Below are 17,153 nucleotides of genomic sequence, written 5' to 3' on the forward strand. Positions count from 1 at the left end.
ATTTGAACATTGTAAATTGTTTAATGGTAATTGATCATTGCCCTTAGCAAATCACACAATAGCCTGGGTCATCCGCTAAATTCTCTCCTGGATTTCTCCAAAAACCATCTCCTTCGATTAGTTCATCTGAATTTTCCGGTCCCCAAACTCCCGCTGCATAACCGTACATGCGTACATCCTTTCCATCTTTCCAATAATTTAGAATGGGATCTACAAACTCCCAAGCGGCTTCGACCTCATCTGCTCGGGCATAAAGTGTTGCGTCACCTTGCATGGCATCCAATAATAACCTTTCGTAGGCTTCCATAACATAAGTTTCGGCCAAACTGGAGTAATAGAAATCCAAATTAGCGCGCTCTACCCTAAAGCCCTGTCCTGGTACTTTTACACCAAATTTGATAAGAATTCCTTCATCGGGCTGAATTCGTATGACCAATTTATTATCTCGATGCATTCCAGATTCACTAAACAACTGATGGTGCGGTTGTTTAAAATGAATCACTATTTCGGTAACCTTGGTGGGCATACGTTTGGCAGTTCTTACATAGAAAGGCACCCCATGCCAACGCCAGTTATCCACATAAAACTTAATGGCTGCAAAGGTTTCGGTGGTCGAGTTGGGGTCTACCCCATCTTCTTCACGATACCCTTTTACAGGTTCCCCATCCACTACGGATGAAACATACTGTGCTCGAATGGTATTTTCGTGCAAGGTTTCTTCATCTTTCATCACACGAAGTGATTTAAGCGCCTTCACCTTTTCATTTCGTATTTCCTCTGCTTCGGCCCCAATAGGTGGTTCCATCACCACCAAAGAAACAATTTGCAAGAGGTGATTTTGGAACATATCACGAAGGGCTCCAGATTTATCGTAATACCCCCCTCTTTTTTCGACCCCAACCCTCTCGGCATTGGTGATCTCTACGTGGTCGATATAATTTCGGTTCCAAAGAGGCTCGAAAATACTGTTCGAAAAACGGGTCACCAACAAGTTTTGAACCGTTTCTTTCCCTAAATAATGGTCTATTCGGTAAATCTGGGGCTCCGTAAAGTATTTGTGCAGCCCATCATTGAGTTCTTTTGCAGTCTCCAAACTGTAACCAAAGGGTTTTTCAACAATCAATCGTTTCCATCCATTGTTCTGGGTATTCATCCCCGCATCGGCTAAATTGGCCGCAATAGTTTCATATAAAGTCGGCGGCGTGGAAAGGTAGTACATGATATTGCCAGAAGTGTCGTGCTTCTCTTTCAAGGATTCCACTCGTTTTCTCAATGGAGCATAATCCGTATCATAATCTCCTCCTAAATCCTCATAATAGATTTTATCGGCAAAGGCTTTGATCTCATCTTCCTTTAATCCATTGATTTTATCCTTTAAATAATCGCTTTCAAAAACCACACGGTTCCTAAAATCCGCATCACTAAGATTGCTTCTGCTAGCGCCCAATACCACAAAGTTTTCGGGAAGTTGTTTGGCCTTATATAAGTTGAAAATTGCTGGAATCAGTTTTCTTGCAGTCAAATCTCCAGATGCTCCAAAAATAACAAGCATCTGGTTTTCGGTCTTCTTCATAGTTTTTTAGGTTTCTGACAGCACAAAAATCGTAAATGATCTACAGAAAACTCAATTGAGACCATTAATTTTGAGCATGACAAATTTAAGGTTTATTTTAGTTTCGTTTTTCCAGAATGGACCAGCCTTGAGGCAGTCTTAACAAAATGTAGAAGAATATAACAAAATGGCAGATATGTATGATTTTGGCCTTGTGGGCCTTGGGGTAATGGGACGTAATTTTATTTTGAACGTGGCCGATAACGGATTTACCGCTTATGGTAACGATTTGGATGCGGAAAAAGTGAATGCGTTGATTGAAGAAGGTGGAGATACGGCAAAAGTAAACGCGACTTCTGATGTGAAAACTTTTGTAGACGGATTGAGCACCCCTAGAAAAATAATGTTGTTGGTCCCTGCTGGGAAAATTGTGGATAGTGTTATCGAAGGATTGCTGCCACATTTGGATGAAGGAGATATTATTATTGATGGCGGAAATTCTTTTTTTACCGATACCGACCGTCGCGAAGCCTATTTAAAAGAAAAGGGCATTAATTTTTTTGGCGCTGGAGTTTCCGGTGGTGCGGAAGGAGCCCGAAAAGGACCCAGTATTATGCCAGGTGGTTCCCGTGAAGCCTATCAACATGTAAAACCCATTTTTGAAGCGGTTTCCGCAAAATATAAAGGCGAACCTTGTGTAGCGTATTTAGGCCCCAAATCGGCAGGTAACTACGTAAAAATGGTACATAATGGTATTGAATATGGTTTGATGCAGTTGACTTCCGAAATCTATGACCTTTTGAAAAAAGCCGGCGGACTTTCCAACGACGAGCTTCACAAAACCTTCTCCGACTGGAATCAAGGTCGCTTGCAATCTTTCTTGGTCGAAATCACTTCGGAAATCTTTGAGCAAAAAGACAATTTAACCGATAATGATTTGGTCGATATGATTTTGGATAAGGCCAAACAAAAAGGTACTGGAAAATGGACGTCGCAAAATGCAATGGACCTCGGAATTCCAGTTCCAACCATTGACGTGGCCGTGAGCATGCGTGAAATATCCGCCTTAAAAGAAGAACGAGTTCAAGCGGACGAACTTTACGATAGACCCACCCCTGCTGCTGTTGATAAGGATGAATTTACAAGCAAAGCAGAGCAAGCCCTCTATTTTGCCTTTATCATCACCTATGCACAAGGTATGCACCAATTGGCCGATGCTTCCAAAGAATACGGTTACGAATTAGAATTAGGGGAAATTGCCAAGATTTGGAGGGCAGGTTGTATTATCCGTGCCGCATTATTGGCAGACATTACCGAAGCCTACCAAGCAGATGAGGAATTAAGAAACTTGTTGTTATCCCCTTCCTTTGTGGAAAAAGTGAAGGATACCGTTGATGCAGCCCGTGAATTGGTAGCGTATGGCGCCACAAATGGAATTCCATTGCCTGGAATCTCCAACGCACTCACCTATTTTGATGCTTATACCAGTAGTCGTCTGCCTTTGAACTTGATTCAAGCCCAACGTGATTATTTTGGCTCGCACACCTATGAACGATTGGACCGTGAAGGTATTTTCCACACCGAATGGGATAATAAATAAAAATAAGATTTTGAAGCATTTCCTTTTCCTTCTTTCATTCACCTTTGGCCTAATAATTACTTCAGCCCAAAAAGCACCCTATGTGATTTATACTGCCAAAGGAAAAAAGGTGTCCTACAAAAAGATGTTGAAGAGCTTGGAGGAAAAGGATATGGTATTGTTTGGGGAATTGCACAACAATCCCATTGCGCATTGGTTACAATTTGAATTAACATCGGACCTGTCTACCAAAAAGCCATTGATTTTGGGAGCGGAAATGATCGAGGCCGACAATCAAGATGAACTCAATGCATATTTAAGCGATAAAATAGACGCCAAAGCGTTGGATACTGTTGCGAGACTTTGGCCCAACCATAAAACCGATTATGCCCCTTTGGTTGATTTTGCAAAAGATAAGGAACTTGTTTTTGTGGCCACCAATGTGCCCCGTCGTTATGCAAACATGGTATACAAAAATGGATTTGAAGCTTTGGATTCCCTTTCAAACGAAGAAAAATCGTGGATAGCCCCCTTACCCATAACTTTTGACCCGGAATTGCCTGGCTATCAAAATATTTTAAAAATGATGGGCGACCACGGCAGTCCAACATTGGTCATGGCCCAAGCCATCAAAGATGCCACTATGGCCTATTTTATCCTCCAAAATTACAAGGAGAACAGTTTGTTCATACACTATAATGGTGCCTACCACTCCAATAATTATGAGGGAATTTTATGGTACTTGCAATTGGACCGTCCCGATTTGGCGTACGGCACTATTTCAACCGTTTCCCAAGAAGATGTTCAAAACTTGGAAGAAAAGAACAAAGGCATAGCAGATTTTATTATTTGTGTGGACAAAAATATGACCACCACCTATTAACGGGGGCCAAGGCCTTTCGACTTCGCTATAGGCCTTATTTGTTGAATATTTTATGAATTTATCGGTCCTCGAGCGCCGTTGAGAGGTAAAGTGTTGCTTAGGTCTTTACTAGGCTAGACATGACATATTTTCATTTTTATATAGGATAGATTTATTCCGTACTTTTAGGTACGAACCATTCTAATCCAATCCTTATGAAAAAATTAATAGCCACGCTACTCCTATTGGTAGCCATAAACCCTTTAGCGTTTGGGCAAGTACAGTCCAATTTAGAACTTCTGGACATCTTTAACATGGAATACGTTTCAGACCCACAAATTTCTCCAGATGGGTCTAAAATCATCTACGTTCGAAATTTTAAGGATGTGATGACCGACCGCAATTTGTCCAACCTTTGGATTATCAATTTTGATGGTTCCAACAATCGTCCTTTGACCACAGGAAACCATAACGACTTCTCTCCGGTTTGGTCGCACGACGGAACCAAGATTGTATTTAAATCAAATATGGCCGATGATAAAATGAAGCTATACCTGATGTGGTTGGATACCAAAGAAACCATGGCACTGACCAACACACCACAAACCCCGGGACAAGTGTCTTGGTCGTATGATGATTCAACCCTTGCTTTTAACATGTTTGTGCCCGAAGCCAATGAATCCATCATTAAAATGCCTGCCAAACCCGAAGGTGCCAAATGGAACAGTCCACCAAAATACATTGACAAAATGAACTATCGCGGCGATGGTGCTGGCTATTACAAAGGTGGGAACATGCAATTGTTCACATTGCCCATTAGTGGAGGAACTCCAAAACAATTGACTTTCACCGAGTTTGATCACGGAGGACCCATTTGGGCCAAGGACAACACCCATTTATATTTCAATGCCAATTTCCACAAAGATGAGGAAATGGAGCCTGCCGATAGTGAAATCTATAAAATCAGCACTATTGATGGAAAAATAACTCCGTTGACTGACCGCTACGGACCCGATGCCCAGCCAGTTTTGTCTCCCGATGGCTCTAAAATTGCGTATTTGGGTTATGATGACCGTCTGCAAGGATATCAGCTCACCCAATTGTACGTGATGAACGCCGATGGCTCCGATGCTAAACTAATTTCAGGTGATTTTGACCGTGATGTGGAGGATATGGCATGGAACAGTAAAGGCAATGGATTTTATTTTATATATACCGATCAAGGTATGGGCAAATTGGCTTCCATGAGTTTATCGGGCAATGTTTCGGATATTACCGATGGTTTGGGTGGACTTTCATTGGGAAGGCCGTACAATGCAGCAAGCTTTTCAGCTTCAGATAATAATAAGTTCACCTATACCATAGGCGATACTTCGCATCCTTCAGATTTAGGAGCAGCCGATTCCAAAAGCAACAAACGTTTGACTGCGGTTAACGATGATCTATTTGCTTTTAAAAAGTTGGGCAAAGTGGAAGAAATGTGGTGGGAATCCAGCTATGACCAACGAAAAATTCAAGGTTGGGTGGTAACTCCTCCAGATTTTGACCCATCGAAAAAATATCCAATGATTCTGGAAATCCACGGTGGACCCTTTACTAGTTATGGTGCTGTGTATTCTGCAGAAATTCAAGCCTATGCAGCTGCAGGTTATGTGGTACTCTATACCAACCCTAGAGGAAGCACTAGTTACGGGGAAGAATTTGGGAATTTAATCCACCACGATTACCCCAATCACGATTACGAAGATTTAATGTCAGGGGTTGATGCATTACTGGAGAAAGGATACGTGGATACAGAAAATCTATATGTGACCGGTGGTTCTGGTGGCGGTGTGCTTACGGCTTGGATTGTTGGTAAAACGGACCGTTTCAAGGCAGCTGTAGTGGCCAAGCCTGTAATCAACTGGACCAGTTTTGTGCTTTATGCTGATGGCGTTCAGTTTTTCTCCAAATATTGGTTTGGCAAAAAACCTTGGGAAGACCCAGAAAACTATCAACGTCGCTCTCCCCTAACCTACGTAGGAAATATCACCACACCAACCATGCTGCTTACAGGTGAAGAAGATTACCGCACCCCCATTGCCGAATCCGAACAATTTTATGCCGCTTTAAAATTGGAAAATGTGGAAACGGCCATGGTTCGCATTCCAGGATCTGGACACGGCATAGCCAACAAGCCCAGTAATTTGATTGCAAAAATCGCATCCGTTTTAGCTTGGTTTGATAAGTATAAAGGAGAGTAAAATTACTATATAGCCAATCACCAATTTTAAATGAAAGAAAAATTTAAAACCTTAAAGATTATCCATTTTGGAATATGTGCTGGGGTGGCGCTTGCTTACATTATCGTTGGCGACTTGCACACCTTGGAGTTTTTAAAATTGCCTGAATTCAATTCGGGAACCAATATTTTATTGAGTATTCCCTTAGGTGCCTTGTTGGTTGGTGAAAAGCTGTTCAAAAGTCAATTGAAAAGTATTGACCCGAATATCTCTGCTGAAGATAAAATTGCGCCGTATCAAACAGCATCCCTCATCCGATGGGCAGTGATTGAAGGTGCTGCATTTATTATCCTATTCATGGCAAAGGAATTGATTGTTGTCGGAATACTTTTAATTCTTTATTTGATGTATTTACGACCAACGCAAGACCGAATGTTGCGTGATTTAGCGAATGCAGGTGTTTAAAGTTAAAAACTCATATTAAATAATTACTATTTCCCCGTAGATGTAATTCGTATTTAATCCAATAGTCGAATTGAGATTGTTACAAGCTATGAAAACCATTTTTAATTTAGTTGCATTAAGTTGTGCCCTTTTATTTGCTTCCTGCTTAGGGTCAAGTGAAAAAACAACGGATGAAAATCCTAAAATCGAAGACTTCCATACAGTTTCGGTCAATGGGGAATACCAAGTTTCCATTCCAAAATATATGCGGGGCACAACGGGATTAAACGAAGAGGCTTCACTTCAATATCAAAATGCACGTAAAGAAACTTACACCATTATTATAGATGAGCCTAAAGAAGAGTTCGTCGAAATTTTAAAAGAATTGGAGGAATTTAATGCCGAAGCCTCCGCGATGCAAAATTATAGGGCCATTCAGTTGCAACTACTTGGAAGCACCGTGAAAATCCATGAAAAAACAGAACCCAAAACCAAAATGATTCATGGATTGGAAAGTGAATCCGTTGAAATCAATGCCCATGTAGAGGGTGTGGATGAGGAAATCGCCTATTTTCTTACGTTTATTAATGGCGATAAAAATGTGTACATGATCATGTCCTGGACGCTTAAATCATACGCCGACCAATACCGAAAAACCTTTGAAATGATTGCGGGGTCGTTTACCTCGATAAAAAAATAAGGGATTGCCACCTAGTTGCCCGTTTCATTGATTTGATTATTGCCCTTAAATTCGTATATTTAAGACTATCAGCTAGTTAAATCAACTATTACAAACTTCCCCTGTTGATATTTTTATGATTCAATTATTCGCCCAAAAAGATATTCAGCGAATTACACCTACTATTAAAGTCCTAATAAAGTAATATGTACAGGTATGAAAATTAACAAAGAAAATATTCCAGTTGCAATGGAAGGCCCTGGTACCATTATGCGGATCCAAGACAATTTTGGAGGAATGACCATTTGCTTCAACGAATTACCAAAAGGAACAGATTTCGGCCCCTTGCTGAATGGATTGAAAAATGACAGTTGCCATTGTCCACATTGGGGTTATATAATGAGCGGAAAAATGCTTGTAACCTATGATGATGGTACAGAAGAAGTTATTTCTGGTGGCGATTTGTATTATCTACCCAATGGACATACTGCAATTGTTCAAGAGGACATTAAAATATTGGAGTTTAGTCCATCAAAGGAGTTTAATGAAGTAATCACCCATGTTGGAAAGAAAATGGCCGAATTGGGCGGATAATTTACTGTTTGTAAGGAATCCATATAGTTTAATAAAACAAAAAAAGGCCACTTAAAAGCGGCCCTTTTTTTATCAAATACTTTGTATTACTTGCTCAAGTACATCTTTCTTCTGGAGTACAAATTGTAGAACTCGTCGTCCTTTAGACTATCAATAAACAAGATACTCTCTCCAGTACTCTTCATTTCTGGCCCTAGGTTTTTGTTCACGTTCGGGAACTTGTTGAATGAGAATACAGGCTGTTTTATAGCGTACCCCTCCAATTGTGGGTTGAAGTTGAAATCTTTAACTTTTTTCTCACCCAACATCACCTTGGTGGCATAATTCACATAAGGTTCTTTGTATGCTTTCGCAATAAAAGGAACGGTACGTGATGCCCTTGGGTTTGCTTCGATAATGTACACAATGTCATCTTTTACCGCAAACTGGATGTTGATCAGACCAACTGTATTCAATGCCAAAGCAATCTTCTTGGTATGGTCTTTTATTTGTTGCATTACAAATTCACCCAAGTTGAACGGCGGCAATGTCGCATTGGAGTCTCCAGAGTGGATTCCGCAAGGCTCAATATGCTCCATAATTCCGATGATGTACACATCTTCGCCATCACAAATCGCATCTGCTTCTGCTTCGATGGCGCCATCCAAGTAATGATCTAACAACAATTTGTTGTTTGGGATTTTGCGCAGCAAGTCCACCACATGGGCTTCCAATTCTTCTTTGTTGATCACAATTTTCATCCCTTGACCACCCAATACGTAAGAAGGTCTTACCAATAATGGGAAGTTCAATTCTTCTGCCAAATCCAAGGCTTCGTCAGCAGTTTCGGCTACCCCAAATTTTGGATAAGGAATGTTGTTGTCCTTCAACAATGTGGAGAAACTACCTCTATCTTCAGCCAAATCCAAGGATTGGAAACTAGTTCCGATAATATTGATACCGTATTTATCCAGCTTTTCAGCCAATTTCAATGCGGTCTGACCTCCTAACTGTACAATTACACCCTCTGGTTTTTCATGTAGGATAATATCGTAAATGTGTTCCCAGAAAACAGGCTCAAAATATAGTTTGTCCGCCGTATCAAAATCCGTGGAAACGGTTTCTGGGTTACAGTTGATCATAATGGTCTCGTACCCACATTCAGCAGATGCCAAAACACCGTGCACACAGCAGTAATCAAACTCAATCCCCTGCCCGATTCGGTTAGGACCTGAACCTAAAACCACTACTTTTTTCTTGTCGGTCACCACACTGTCGTTGGCTACGTAGCGCTCACCATTAGCAGTTTCGATTTCCTCTTCGAAAGTAGAGTAATAATAAGGTGTTACCGCTTTAAACTCGGCAGCACAGGTATCCACCAATTTGTACACCCTGTTGATGTTCAAATCCATACGCTTGGTATGCACTTCGCTTTCCCAACAATCCAACATGTGTGCGATTTGACGGTCGGCGAACCCTTTTTGCTTGGCCTCTAACAACAAGGCTTTTGGCAAGCTTTCTATGGTGTATTTTGAGATTTCCATCTCCAAGAAATGTAGTTCTTCGTATTGTTTTAAGAACCACATATCTATTTTGGTAATCTCGTGAATGCGCTTTAATGGAATACCCAATTGGATGGCATCGTAGATCACGAAAACCCTGTCCCAACTCGGTACCCGCAGTTTTTCAATGATGGTTTCATAATCTTTGTACCCTTTTCCATCGGCTCCCAATCCATTTCGCTTGATTTCAAGGGATTGCGTAGCTTTGTGCAAGGCTTCTTGAAAGGAACGCCCAATTCCCATCACCTCGCCTACGGATTTCATTTGAAGTCCCAATGTTCTATCGGAACCTTCAAACTTATCGAAGTTCCAACGCGGTATTTTTACGATCACATAGTCCAAAGTAGGCTCGAACAAAGCCGAAGTGGACTTGGTAATTTGGTTATCCAACTCATCCAACGTGTAACCGATGGCCAATTTGGCCGCAATTTTCGCAATAGGATATCCTGTTGCTTTGGATGCCAATGCAGACGAACGTGAAACCCTTGGGTTGATCTCAATGGCAATAATATCTTCTTTTTCATCTGGACTTACCGCGAACTGCACGTTACATCCACCCGCAAAATCCCCGATACTGCGCATCATGTGGATGGCCATATCACGCATGCGTTGGAAGGTACTATCCGAAAGTGTCATCGCAGGTGCCACAGTAATGGAATCCCCTGTGTGGATACCCATTGGATCCATGTTTTCGATGGTACAGATGATCACTACGTTGTCGTTTTTGTCACGAAGCAATTCCAACTCGTATTCTTTCCAGCCCATTAAGGCCTTATCGATCATTACTTCGTGAATTGGCGAAACTTCCAATCCATGGCTCAACATATCGTCAAAATCTTCTGGATCGTAAACGATACCTGCTCCAGCACCACCAAGGGTAAACGAAGCTCTAATTACCAATGGAAAACCGAATTCCTGGGCAATTTCTTTTCCTTTAAGGAAAGAGGTTGCGGAAGCCTGAGGAGGCATTCCCACCCCAATTTTGAGCATGAGCTCCCTAAATTTCTCACGATCTTCGGTAATGTTGATGGCATCAATGTCCACACCGATAATCTCTACGCCAAAATCTTCCCAAATTCCTTTTTCATCGGCCTCGATACAAAGGTTCAACGCCGTTTGTCCACCCATGGTCGGTAAAACCGCATCTATATTGGGATGCTTTTTTAGGATCTCAACAATGGATTTGGTGTTCAACGGTTTTAGGTACACATGGTCCGCCATGGCAGGGTCGGTCATGATCGTAGCGGGGTTGCTATTGATCAAAACGGTTTCTATACCGTCCTCCCTAAGCGACCTAAGCGCTTGGGAACCAGAATAATCGAACTCACACGCCTGACCAATAATAATTGGACCAGAACCAATAATCAAAATGGAATTTAAATCTTTTCTTTTGGGCATTCTCGTAGGGTTACTCGTTATTTGTCAATATGTCAAAAAAAAGGTGTTACCTAAAAAAGTAACACCTTTAATTTAATAATAATTTCTATCATTATTTTTTATGTCTTGGCTCAGAGGAAACAGTTAATCTCTTTCTTCCTTTGGCTCTTCTTCTCGCAAGAACTTTTCTACCATTGGCAGTCGCCATGCGCTCCCTAAAACCATGCTTGTTTCTTCTCTTCCTTTTTGACGGCTGATACGTTCTTTTCATTTCGGAACTCTTTAATGGATTTTGTTGATGGGAAAATTCTTTTCCCTAAAAAATTCTGGGCGCAAATATACAAAGACTTTTTATTTTGACAAGCCCTAAAGAAAAATATTTAATTTTGTTTTTAGTACTTTTGCAACCGCTTAAACAAAGGTAAAAATCTCAAACAACATGTTCAACAAAAATATTAAACTTGTTATCGCCGTAATGATCATTGCATACGCCGTTTACCAATTTATTGAAGGTAATATTGGTAATGGTATCGCCTTGATTTTATTCTCCTTGGTTTTTATTTTCCTTTACTTTAGAAACGAGTTTATTCTTTTGGCTTTCCTTAAAATGAGAAAACAGGATTTGGAAGGGGTGCAAGGCTGGCTTAATAAAATTAAGAACCCTGAATCCGCGTTGATCAAAAAACAAGTGGGATACTACAACTACCTACACGGGATCATCTATTCACAAAAAAACCTGACCCAGGCGGAAAAATACTTTAAAAAGGCACTTAAATTTGGTTTGACCATGGATTACGATGTGGCCATGACCAAATTGAGCTTGGCGGGTATTGCTATGCAAAAGCGCAGAAAGCGTGAGGCGACCCAATTGTTGCAAGAGGCCAAAAAGTTGGACAAGAACAATATGCTTACCGACCAAATTAAGATGATGCAGCAGCAGATGAAGAAGATTTAAGCTCTTTTTCTTTACATCTTATTTTCTTTTTCCTTTCTTTTTTCTGTTGGATTGGTGATTCGTCAATTCAAAAGGGGTGTTGGTCAATTTGGCGCTATTTTATTTTAGAATAAATTATTTCTTCAGTCCTCAAAAAGGTTGATTTAATAAAATTTATTCTAATATGGATATGCAAACTTCCAATATCTCGGATTTATTAAAATATAAAGAAGCTTCTAAGAAAAAAAGGCTATTAAATTATGTTATAGATACTTTAATATATTTTTTAATAGCATTTGGCTTGTTGGAAATATTAAATCTATTTACTGAAATTTATATAAGTGAAGAATTAGTATTAATTTTTGTTTCTGCTTTATATTACATTCTTTTAGAATTTTTCTTTGGAAAAACTATTGGAAAATTTTTAACTAAGTCTAAAGTTGTTGATTTGTTTGGTGAAAATATTGACTTTAGGACTTCAATGGTAAGATACTTTTGCCGATGGATTCCATTTGAAACTTTTTCGCTTGCACTTGGTTCTGATGCAAAAGCTTGGCATGATTTAATCTCTAAAACTTTAGTGATAGATGATGAAATTAAAGCTCAGTTTTAGAAAGAAAAAACTAACTTTCATCCTTTAGACATTGTTCAATTTTACCGCTTTATTAATATGTTCTACCCCCTCAACCTCAACGGTGCAACCATCCATCCCTTATTTGGAGATTTCTTAAAAGGAGCGCCATATATCTTTGATTTTTCGTCCAACAACCCAAAAACACTGGAGTACAACCTGTTTGATTTTCAGCAGTTCAATACCATGATTTTTGATGAATTGGCGGCCACCAACCACCAATGGGGCATTGGCAGGTATTTGGAAGAACGAAAAACCCTCTTAAGAGCTTATCCAAACATTATTGAAGAAAAACGGTATTACCACCTCGGTTTGGATATTGTTGTTCCTTATGACACACCCATGTTCGCCCCTTTAGATGCTGAAGTGTATGAGACTGGCAAAGAGACCACCGTGGGCAATTATGGGGGCTACATCATACTAAAACATGATATTAATGGTGTTGTTTTTTACTCGTTGTACGGACATTTGAAAACGCCACATTTAGTAAATGTTGGTGATAAAATCAAAGCTGGACAAGAATTTACACACATTGGACAAGAAGGTGATAGCGGTGGTTGGTTTTGTCATGTACATTTGCAAATCCTTACCCAAGAAGCCCTTGATGCCGGCTATGCTGATTGGGGGTATATTTCACCCGAACTTCTACCCAAAGTTGAAATGTATTTTCCTTCCCCTTACTTTTTGTTCAAGTATTAAAACCTTTCCAGCCCGCCACAATCGAGATACCTCTTTGCTAAATGTTGGAAGGGACCAATTTTTATTTGATTTCTCCTATAAAAGGCCATCCGTCAATTCAAATGGGGTATTCGTCACTTCTCCCATTCATTTTAAATTGAAATATTCGAACTTTTTGGAAATAACCAAAAAAAAGCAATCAAAATGAAAACTTTGAAAAACACCTTAGCAGCCTTAATTATTTTAGCTATGCCTTTCATTTTTACAGCCTGTCAACAAGAGGAGGATGTTTATCCGTACGAGCATGCAACAACTGGCGGGGATGAAGTAAGTCACGAAGGACCTATAAATGATTAAATAAATGTCCCTAAGGACAAATTAAGTTACTTCCCAACACCACCCACTCGGTAAACCCCTTTGTTTGGGATTTCGATGGTGTACTTTTTACGTGAGGCATTGTTCAAATGGGGTTCGCGCAACCAAGGGTTATGTCTTTTTAGGATTTTATAGTTGATTTCATAAAGCTCGGCAAAATCGGCCCAATTGGTAACGGCAGTATCTACCTCTACGGTAAAAGTGGGCACTTTTTCATACATATCGTCCTCATCCAACTGAAACCCATATTTATCACGGTTCGATAAAATTTCTTTGATAGCCAGTATGCGGAAAACATAACGTCCGGTCTCCTGCCCTAATAACAGATCATAATAATCGTCCACTTGTTGTATGCCCATATATCTTTGGATACCAGCCGGACCAGCATTATAAGCCGCAGCGGTCAACGTCCAGCTACCGAAGCGCTCTTTCCATTTTTTCAGGTAGTCACAGGCCACTTGGGTTGCCTTTTCCACATGGTAACGTTCGTCAACATTATCATTTACTTCCAAGCCATATTCTTTGCCCGTAGCTTTCATAATTTGCCAAAATCCCGTGGCACCGGCGGGGGAAACCACATTTTCCAAACCACTTTCGGCCACTGCCAAATATTTAAAATCGTCGGGCACCCCATTCTTTTTTAGAATGGGCTCTATAATCGGAAAATATTTATTGGCGCGCTTCATTAACAACAATGCATTGGACTGCCAGTAGGTGTTCACCAAAAACTCGCGATCTACGCGTTCCATAATTTCGGGGTCGTCCTGGGGCACATCTTCCCCAGCAAAATTTAAATCCTTTGGTATCTCAATGGCACTGATTTGGTAAGTGTCTGCCACATTCTTATCGTTGGCAACTGGCGCTTCTTTCACCACTACTGGTTGCTCTTCTACATTCGACTGCACCGCAAAGATTAGCGTGCTCACCACGGCCAATAATCCAATAAAGGCCAATACGTTCTTCATTTGTTTCATGTCTTCCCTATTTTAATGCTTTGTAAAGATACTATTATAAAGACGAAATTATTCTGAAATAATTGTGGGAAGGTGCTCATTAAACCATTTTGCCCGATGTATGATCATGGTATGGGTTCCGTTTTTTACGGTAATGCAATCTTTGATGTTTGCAATGGGAAATACCGTATCCTTTTCCCCTTGAATGTGCACCGTGTTGTGTGGAGGAGCTTCTTGGTTCCAATTTACAATTTGGTCAATGGACCAATCAATATATCCTTTATCCCTCACGGAAAGATATTTTTCATACAAATGCAAGCGTTTGTTCACCGTTTCTCCAAAGGCATATTTGGCCAAAAGCTCAACATTGTTCACCAAACCCGTAGGAAGTAATTTATGCACTTTGGTGTATTTGGCAAAAATCATTCTTTTGGGCAATTCGTGCTTGCTTTTAACCGAAGACACCACCACTATTTTCTTCGGTTGAATAAATTGGGCCATTTCTTGCACCAGCATACCGCCAAACGATACACCTATTAATACCGGATTTGGATGTTGGATACGCTCGCACATCTTTTCGGCATAATCTTGAATGGGCATACCCTTTTCGGGTAAAAACCAGTCCAACTTATGAGTTTCAAAGCTGTTTTCGGGCAAATGGATGCCATCAAAAATGGATGAATGGGCAGCCATCCCCGGCATTAAGTACACATGGATTTTATTATCGGGCATATGACACCAAATATCGAAAAGGGTTAGGAATTTAACAATATTTTACCTAATTTTGTATCCCTTTTGCAGCCAACCCCACCAAATGAACATTTTTTTTGAATGGGGTCTTTCTTTGAAATTACCATTCGGGGTGTTTTAGGAGTCAAACAAAAAAGTACTATATGACACAAATGGAAATTACGGACAATAGTTTCTTACGCCAATTTGAAACTAAAGTCGATGGGCATTTAGCCAAAATTGAGTACTCTTCTCAGGAACGTAAGGTATTTTTAACCAAATTGGTTATTCCAGAAGAAATTACAGAAGAAGGCTTTAAAGAAAACTTCATCAAAGCCGTTCTCAACGAAATCCAAGAGAACAACCAAAGAGTAGTTCCAACCAGTCCTCAAATAGCTGGGTTTCTACGAAAAAACAGACAATACAAAGAAATGCTTCCGGTAGGAATACGCATCTGATGTATTGCACAACCTAAAGACCAAACCTCCTGAATTCAGGAGGTTTTTTTATGCCAGAATTTTATCGGAAACAAATTCGAACCGCACCAAGCCGTCCTCATCTATATCGGTCAACTCCACTTGATGCAAGGTATTCACCAAAGCTGGGTTCCAAGGTGCCTTAACCTTTACATAGTTTTCGGTAAACCCATGAATATAGCCCATTTTGTTCTCCCCTTCGAAAAGTACAGTACGGGTGCTCCCTAACTGACTTTCATAAAATGCCCTACGCTTTTTTGCAGATAGTCCACGCAACATTTTACTACGCTTATTGCGCACTTTCTTTGGCACTACTTCATCCATTTCGGCCGCCACCGTATTATCTCTTTCGGAATAAGTGAACACGTGTAGATACGAAATGTCTAACTCGTTCAAAAAGTGATAGGTCTCCAAGAAATGCTCATCGGTCTCCCCCGGAAAACCCACAATTACATCGACCCCGATACAGGCATGGGGCATGGTCTTTTTAATTCGTTTGACCCTATCCACGTATAAATTGGACAAATACCGACGACGCATTTTCTTAAGAATGACATCACTCCCACTCTGTAAGGGCACATGAAAGTGTGGCACAAAAGAATTACTCTGGGCCACAAAATCAATGGTCTCGTTTTTCAATAAATTGGGTTCGATGGATGAAATTCGTAGGCGATGAATTCCTTCTACCTCATCCAAAGCTTTTACCAAATCAAAAAAGGTATGTTCGTGTTTTTTGTTCCCAAACTCCCCTTTTCCGTAATCTCCAATATTCACTCCGGTAAGTACAATCTCCTTAATGTCTTTGGAGGCTATTTCTCGGGCATTTTTTAATACATTTTCCAAAGCATCGCTTCGGGAAATGCCACGAGCTAAAGGAATGGTACAATAGGTGCATTTGTAATCACAACCATCCTGTACTTTTAAAAAAGCTCGGGTACGGTCGCCAATGGCGTAACTGCCCACATAAAAATCTGCATCTTCAATCTCGCAAGAATGCACTTCGCCCTTATCATTTTTGGTAAGGTCATTCAAGTAATCGGTAATCTTGAATTTTTCGGTAGCTCCCAACACCAAATCAACGCCATCCACGGCAGCCAATTCTTCCGGTTTAAGCTGTGCGTAACACCCAACAGCGGCCACAAAAGCCTCTGGATTGGCTTTTTGGGCTTGTTTTACAATGGTTTTAAAACGCTTATCGGCATTCTCGGTCACCGAGCAAGTGTTGATCACATATACATCCGCTTCTTCAGAAAAGTCCACACGCTCAAAGTCCTCCTTTTCAAAACTTCTTGCTATTGTGGAAGTTTCTGAGAAATTGAGTTTACAACCCAGCGTATAAAATGCGACCTTTTTGTTCATAAGTTGCCGTGCGTTTTCGGGCCGCAAAGATAGTGATTTGTTGGAAGTTATCGCAAAGGGTTAAGGGTTAATGGGTAAAAGGTGAAGGGTTCCTGAGCGCCCGCCTGCGGCTGGCAGGGAATCGAAGGATTAGTTAGAAGTTGGATTGTTGGATTGTTGGATTGTTGG

General features: G+C 40.5%; 17 protein-coding genes. 11 read left to right on the top strand and 6 right to left on the bottom strand.

Translation table 11 applies throughout. The annotated features are described in order from the left end of the window. Positions 1-43: 43 nt before the first annotated feature. Positions 44-1,573 carry a glucose-6-phosphate dehydrogenase gene (zwf, locus tag ABT310_RS00330; protein ID WP_375324781.1) on the bottom strand — a complete coding sequence of 510 codons (1,530 nt, stop codon included), beginning with the start codon at positions 1,571-1,573 and terminating at the stop codon, positions 44-46. Positions 1,574-1,739: 166 nt separating this feature from the next. Between zwf and gndA the strand changes: the two genes are divergently transcribed. The 6 genes from gndA to ABT310_RS00360 all read left to right on the top strand — a co-directional run bounded on the left by gndA (position 1,740) and on the right by ABT310_RS00360 (position 7,932). Continuing rightward, entirely contained in the window at positions 1,740-3,152 is a 1,413-nt protein-coding gene (gene gndA / locus ABT310_RS00335) for an NADP-dependent phosphogluconate dehydrogenase (RefSeq protein WP_375324782.1), read from the top strand. A 10-nt stretch (positions 3,153-3,162) separates the two neighbouring features. Continuing rightward, positions 3,163-4,014, top strand: a complete 852-nt coding sequence (locus ABT310_RS00340) for a ChaN family lipoprotein (RefSeq protein WP_375324783.1) — start codon at positions 3,163-3,165, stop codon at positions 4,012-4,014. A 194-nt stretch (positions 4,015-4,208) separates the two neighbouring features. Continuing rightward, positions 4,209-6,236, top strand: coding sequence for a S9 family peptidase (locus ABT310_RS00345; RefSeq protein ID WP_375324784.1), 2,028 nt, complete (start codon positions 4,209-4,211; stop codon positions 6,234-6,236). Positions 6,237-6,266: 30 nt separating this feature from the next. Beyond that, positions 6,267-6,680, top strand: a complete 414-nt coding sequence (locus tag ABT310_RS00350; protein WP_375324785.1) for an MFS transporter — start codon at positions 6,267-6,269, stop codon at positions 6,678-6,680. 88 nt (positions 6,681-6,768) lie between these two features. Further along, on the top strand, positions 6,769-7,359 hold the full coding sequence (locus ABT310_RS00355) for a hypothetical protein (protein ID WP_375324786.1): 591 nt from the start codon (positions 6,769-6,771) through the stop codon (positions 7,357-7,359). Between the two features lie 195 nt (positions 7,360-7,554). Next, positions 7,555-7,932: a cupin domain-containing protein gene (locus ABT310_RS00360; RefSeq protein WP_375324787.1), complete on the top strand. Its 378-nt coding sequence runs from the start codon at positions 7,555-7,557 to the stop codon at positions 7,930-7,932. A gap of 86 nt (positions 7,933-8,018) precedes the next feature. Here ABT310_RS00360 and carB read toward each other — a convergent pair whose 3' ends face one another. Beyond that, positions 8,019-10,871, bottom strand: coding sequence for a carbamoyl-phosphate synthase large subunit (gene carB / locus ABT310_RS00365; RefSeq protein WP_375324788.1), 2,853 nt, complete (start codon positions 10,869-10,871; stop codon positions 8,019-8,021). Positions 10,872-10,962: 91 nt separating this feature from the next. Continuing rightward, positions 10,963-11,121, bottom strand: a complete 159-nt coding sequence (rpmH, locus tag ABT310_RS00370) for a 50S ribosomal protein L34 (protein ID WP_072882462.1) — start codon at positions 11,119-11,121, stop codon at positions 10,963-10,965. Positions 11,122-11,289: 168 nt separating this feature from the next. Here rpmH and ABT310_RS00375 point away from each other — a divergent pair, with 168 nt between their 5' ends. The 4 genes from ABT310_RS00375 (at position 11,290) to ABT310_RS00390 (ending at position 13,450) form a co-directional block, all read left to right on the top strand. Beyond that, positions 11,290-11,805, top strand: a complete 516-nt coding sequence (locus tag ABT310_RS00375; RefSeq protein ID WP_375324789.1) for a DUF2892 domain-containing protein — start codon at positions 11,290-11,292, stop codon at positions 11,803-11,805. 163 nt (positions 11,806-11,968) lie between these two features. Further along, positions 11,969-12,397: an RDD family protein gene (locus ABT310_RS00380; RefSeq protein ID WP_375324790.1), complete on the top strand. Its 429-nt coding sequence runs from the start codon at positions 11,969-11,971 to the stop codon at positions 12,395-12,397. Positions 12,398-12,454: 57 nt separating this feature from the next. After that, complete coding sequence (locus ABT310_RS00385) at positions 12,455-13,114, top strand: peptidoglycan DD-metalloendopeptidase family protein (RefSeq protein ID WP_375324791.1); 660 nt, start codon at positions 12,455-12,457, stop codon at positions 13,112-13,114. A 183-nt stretch (positions 13,115-13,297) separates the two neighbouring features. Beyond that, positions 13,298-13,450 (top strand): hypothetical protein, encoded by a 153-nt coding sequence (locus tag ABT310_RS00390; RefSeq protein ID WP_375324792.1) that lies wholly within the window; start codon positions 13,298-13,300, stop codon positions 13,448-13,450. A gap of 26 nt (positions 13,451-13,476) precedes the next feature. On the opposite strand, the gene ABT310_RS00395 is transcribed toward ABT310_RS00390, so the two are convergent. Continuing rightward, positions 13,477-14,442, bottom strand: coding sequence for a lytic transglycosylase domain-containing protein (locus ABT310_RS00395; protein WP_375324793.1), 966 nt, complete (start codon positions 14,440-14,442; stop codon positions 13,477-13,479). A gap of 48 nt (positions 14,443-14,490) precedes the next feature. Then, positions 14,491-15,153, bottom strand: coding sequence for an alpha/beta hydrolase (locus tag ABT310_RS00400; protein ID WP_375324794.1), 663 nt, complete (start codon positions 15,151-15,153; stop codon positions 14,491-14,493). 161 nt (positions 15,154-15,314) lie between these two features. Here ABT310_RS00400 and ABT310_RS00405 point away from each other — a divergent pair, with 161 nt between their 5' ends. Continuing rightward, on the top strand, positions 15,315-15,608 hold the full coding sequence (locus ABT310_RS00405) for a GNAT family N-acetyltransferase (protein ID WP_375324795.1): 294 nt from the start codon (positions 15,315-15,317) through the stop codon (positions 15,606-15,608). A gap of 48 nt (positions 15,609-15,656) precedes the next feature. Here the strand turns inward: ABT310_RS00405 and mtaB are convergent, their stop codons facing one another. After that, a complete protein-coding gene (gene mtaB / locus ABT310_RS00410; protein ID WP_375324796.1) occupies positions 15,657-16,985 on the bottom strand; it encodes a tRNA (N(6)-L-threonylcarbamoyladenosine(37)-C(2))-methylthiotransferase MtaB in 1,329 nt (442 codons plus the stop codon). Positions 16,986-17,153: the final 168 nt, after the last annotated feature.

The organism is Flagellimonas cixiensis (assembly GCF_042134615.1).
Taxonomy (GTDB): domain Bacteria; phylum Bacteroidota; class Bacteroidia; order Flavobacteriales; family Flavobacteriaceae; genus Flagellimonas; species Flagellimonas cixiensis.

What these genes read in the sequence shown, in the direction of transcription:
- zwf (WP_375324781.1), bottom strand. Translation starts at nt 1,573, where the DNA reads ATGAAGAAGACCGAAAACCAGATGCTTGTTATTTTTGGAGCATCTGGA.
- gndA (WP_375324782.1), top strand. Translation starts at nt 1,740, where the DNA reads ATGGCAGATATGTATGATTTTGGCCTTGTGGGCCTTGGGGTAATGGGA.
- ABT310_RS00345 (WP_375324784.1), top strand. Translation starts at nt 4,209, where the DNA reads ATGAAAAAATTAATAGCCACGCTACTCCTATTGGTAGCCATAAACCCT.
- ABT310_RS00350 (WP_375324785.1), top strand. Translation starts at nt 6,267, where the DNA reads ATGAAAGAAAAATTTAAAACCTTAAAGATTATCCATTTTGGAATATGT.
- ABT310_RS00355 (WP_375324786.1), top strand. Translation starts at nt 6,769, where the DNA reads ATGAAAACCATTTTTAATTTAGTTGCATTAAGTTGTGCCCTTTTATTT.
- ABT310_RS00360 (WP_375324787.1), top strand. Translation starts at nt 7,555, where the DNA reads ATGAAAATTAACAAAGAAAATATTCCAGTTGCAATGGAAGGCCCTGGT.
- carB (WP_375324788.1), bottom strand. Translation starts at nt 10,871, where the DNA reads ATGCCCAAAAGAAAAGATTTAAATTCCATTTTGATTATTGGTTCTGGT.
- rpmH (WP_072882462.1), bottom strand. Translation starts at nt 11,121, where the DNA reads ATGAAAAGAACGTATCAGCCGTCAAAAAGGAAGAGAAGAAACAAGCAT.
- ABT310_RS00375 (WP_375324789.1), top strand. Translation starts at nt 11,290, where the DNA reads ATGTTCAACAAAAATATTAAACTTGTTATCGCCGTAATGATCATTGCA.
- ABT310_RS00380 (WP_375324790.1), top strand. Translation starts at nt 11,969, where the DNA reads ATGGATATGCAAACTTCCAATATCTCGGATTTATTAAAATATAAAGAA.
- ABT310_RS00385 (WP_375324791.1), top strand. Translation starts at nt 12,455, where the DNA reads ATGTTCTACCCCCTCAACCTCAACGGTGCAACCATCCATCCCTTATTT.
- ABT310_RS00390 (WP_375324792.1), top strand. Translation starts at nt 13,298, where the DNA reads ATGAAAACTTTGAAAAACACCTTAGCAGCCTTAATTATTTTAGCTATG.
- ABT310_RS00395 (WP_375324793.1), bottom strand. Translation starts at nt 14,442, where the DNA reads ATGAAACAAATGAAGAACGTATTGGCCTTTATTGGATTATTGGCCGTG.
- ABT310_RS00400 (WP_375324794.1), bottom strand. Translation starts at nt 15,153, where the DNA reads ATGCCCGATAATAAAATCCATGTGTACTTAATGCCGGGGATGGCTGCC.
- ABT310_RS00405 (WP_375324795.1), top strand. Translation starts at nt 15,315, where the DNA reads ATGACACAAATGGAAATTACGGACAATAGTTTCTTACGCCAATTTGAA.
- mtaB (WP_375324796.1), bottom strand. Translation starts at nt 16,985, where the DNA reads ATGAACAAAAAGGTCGCATTTTATACGCTGGGTTGTAAACTCAATTTC.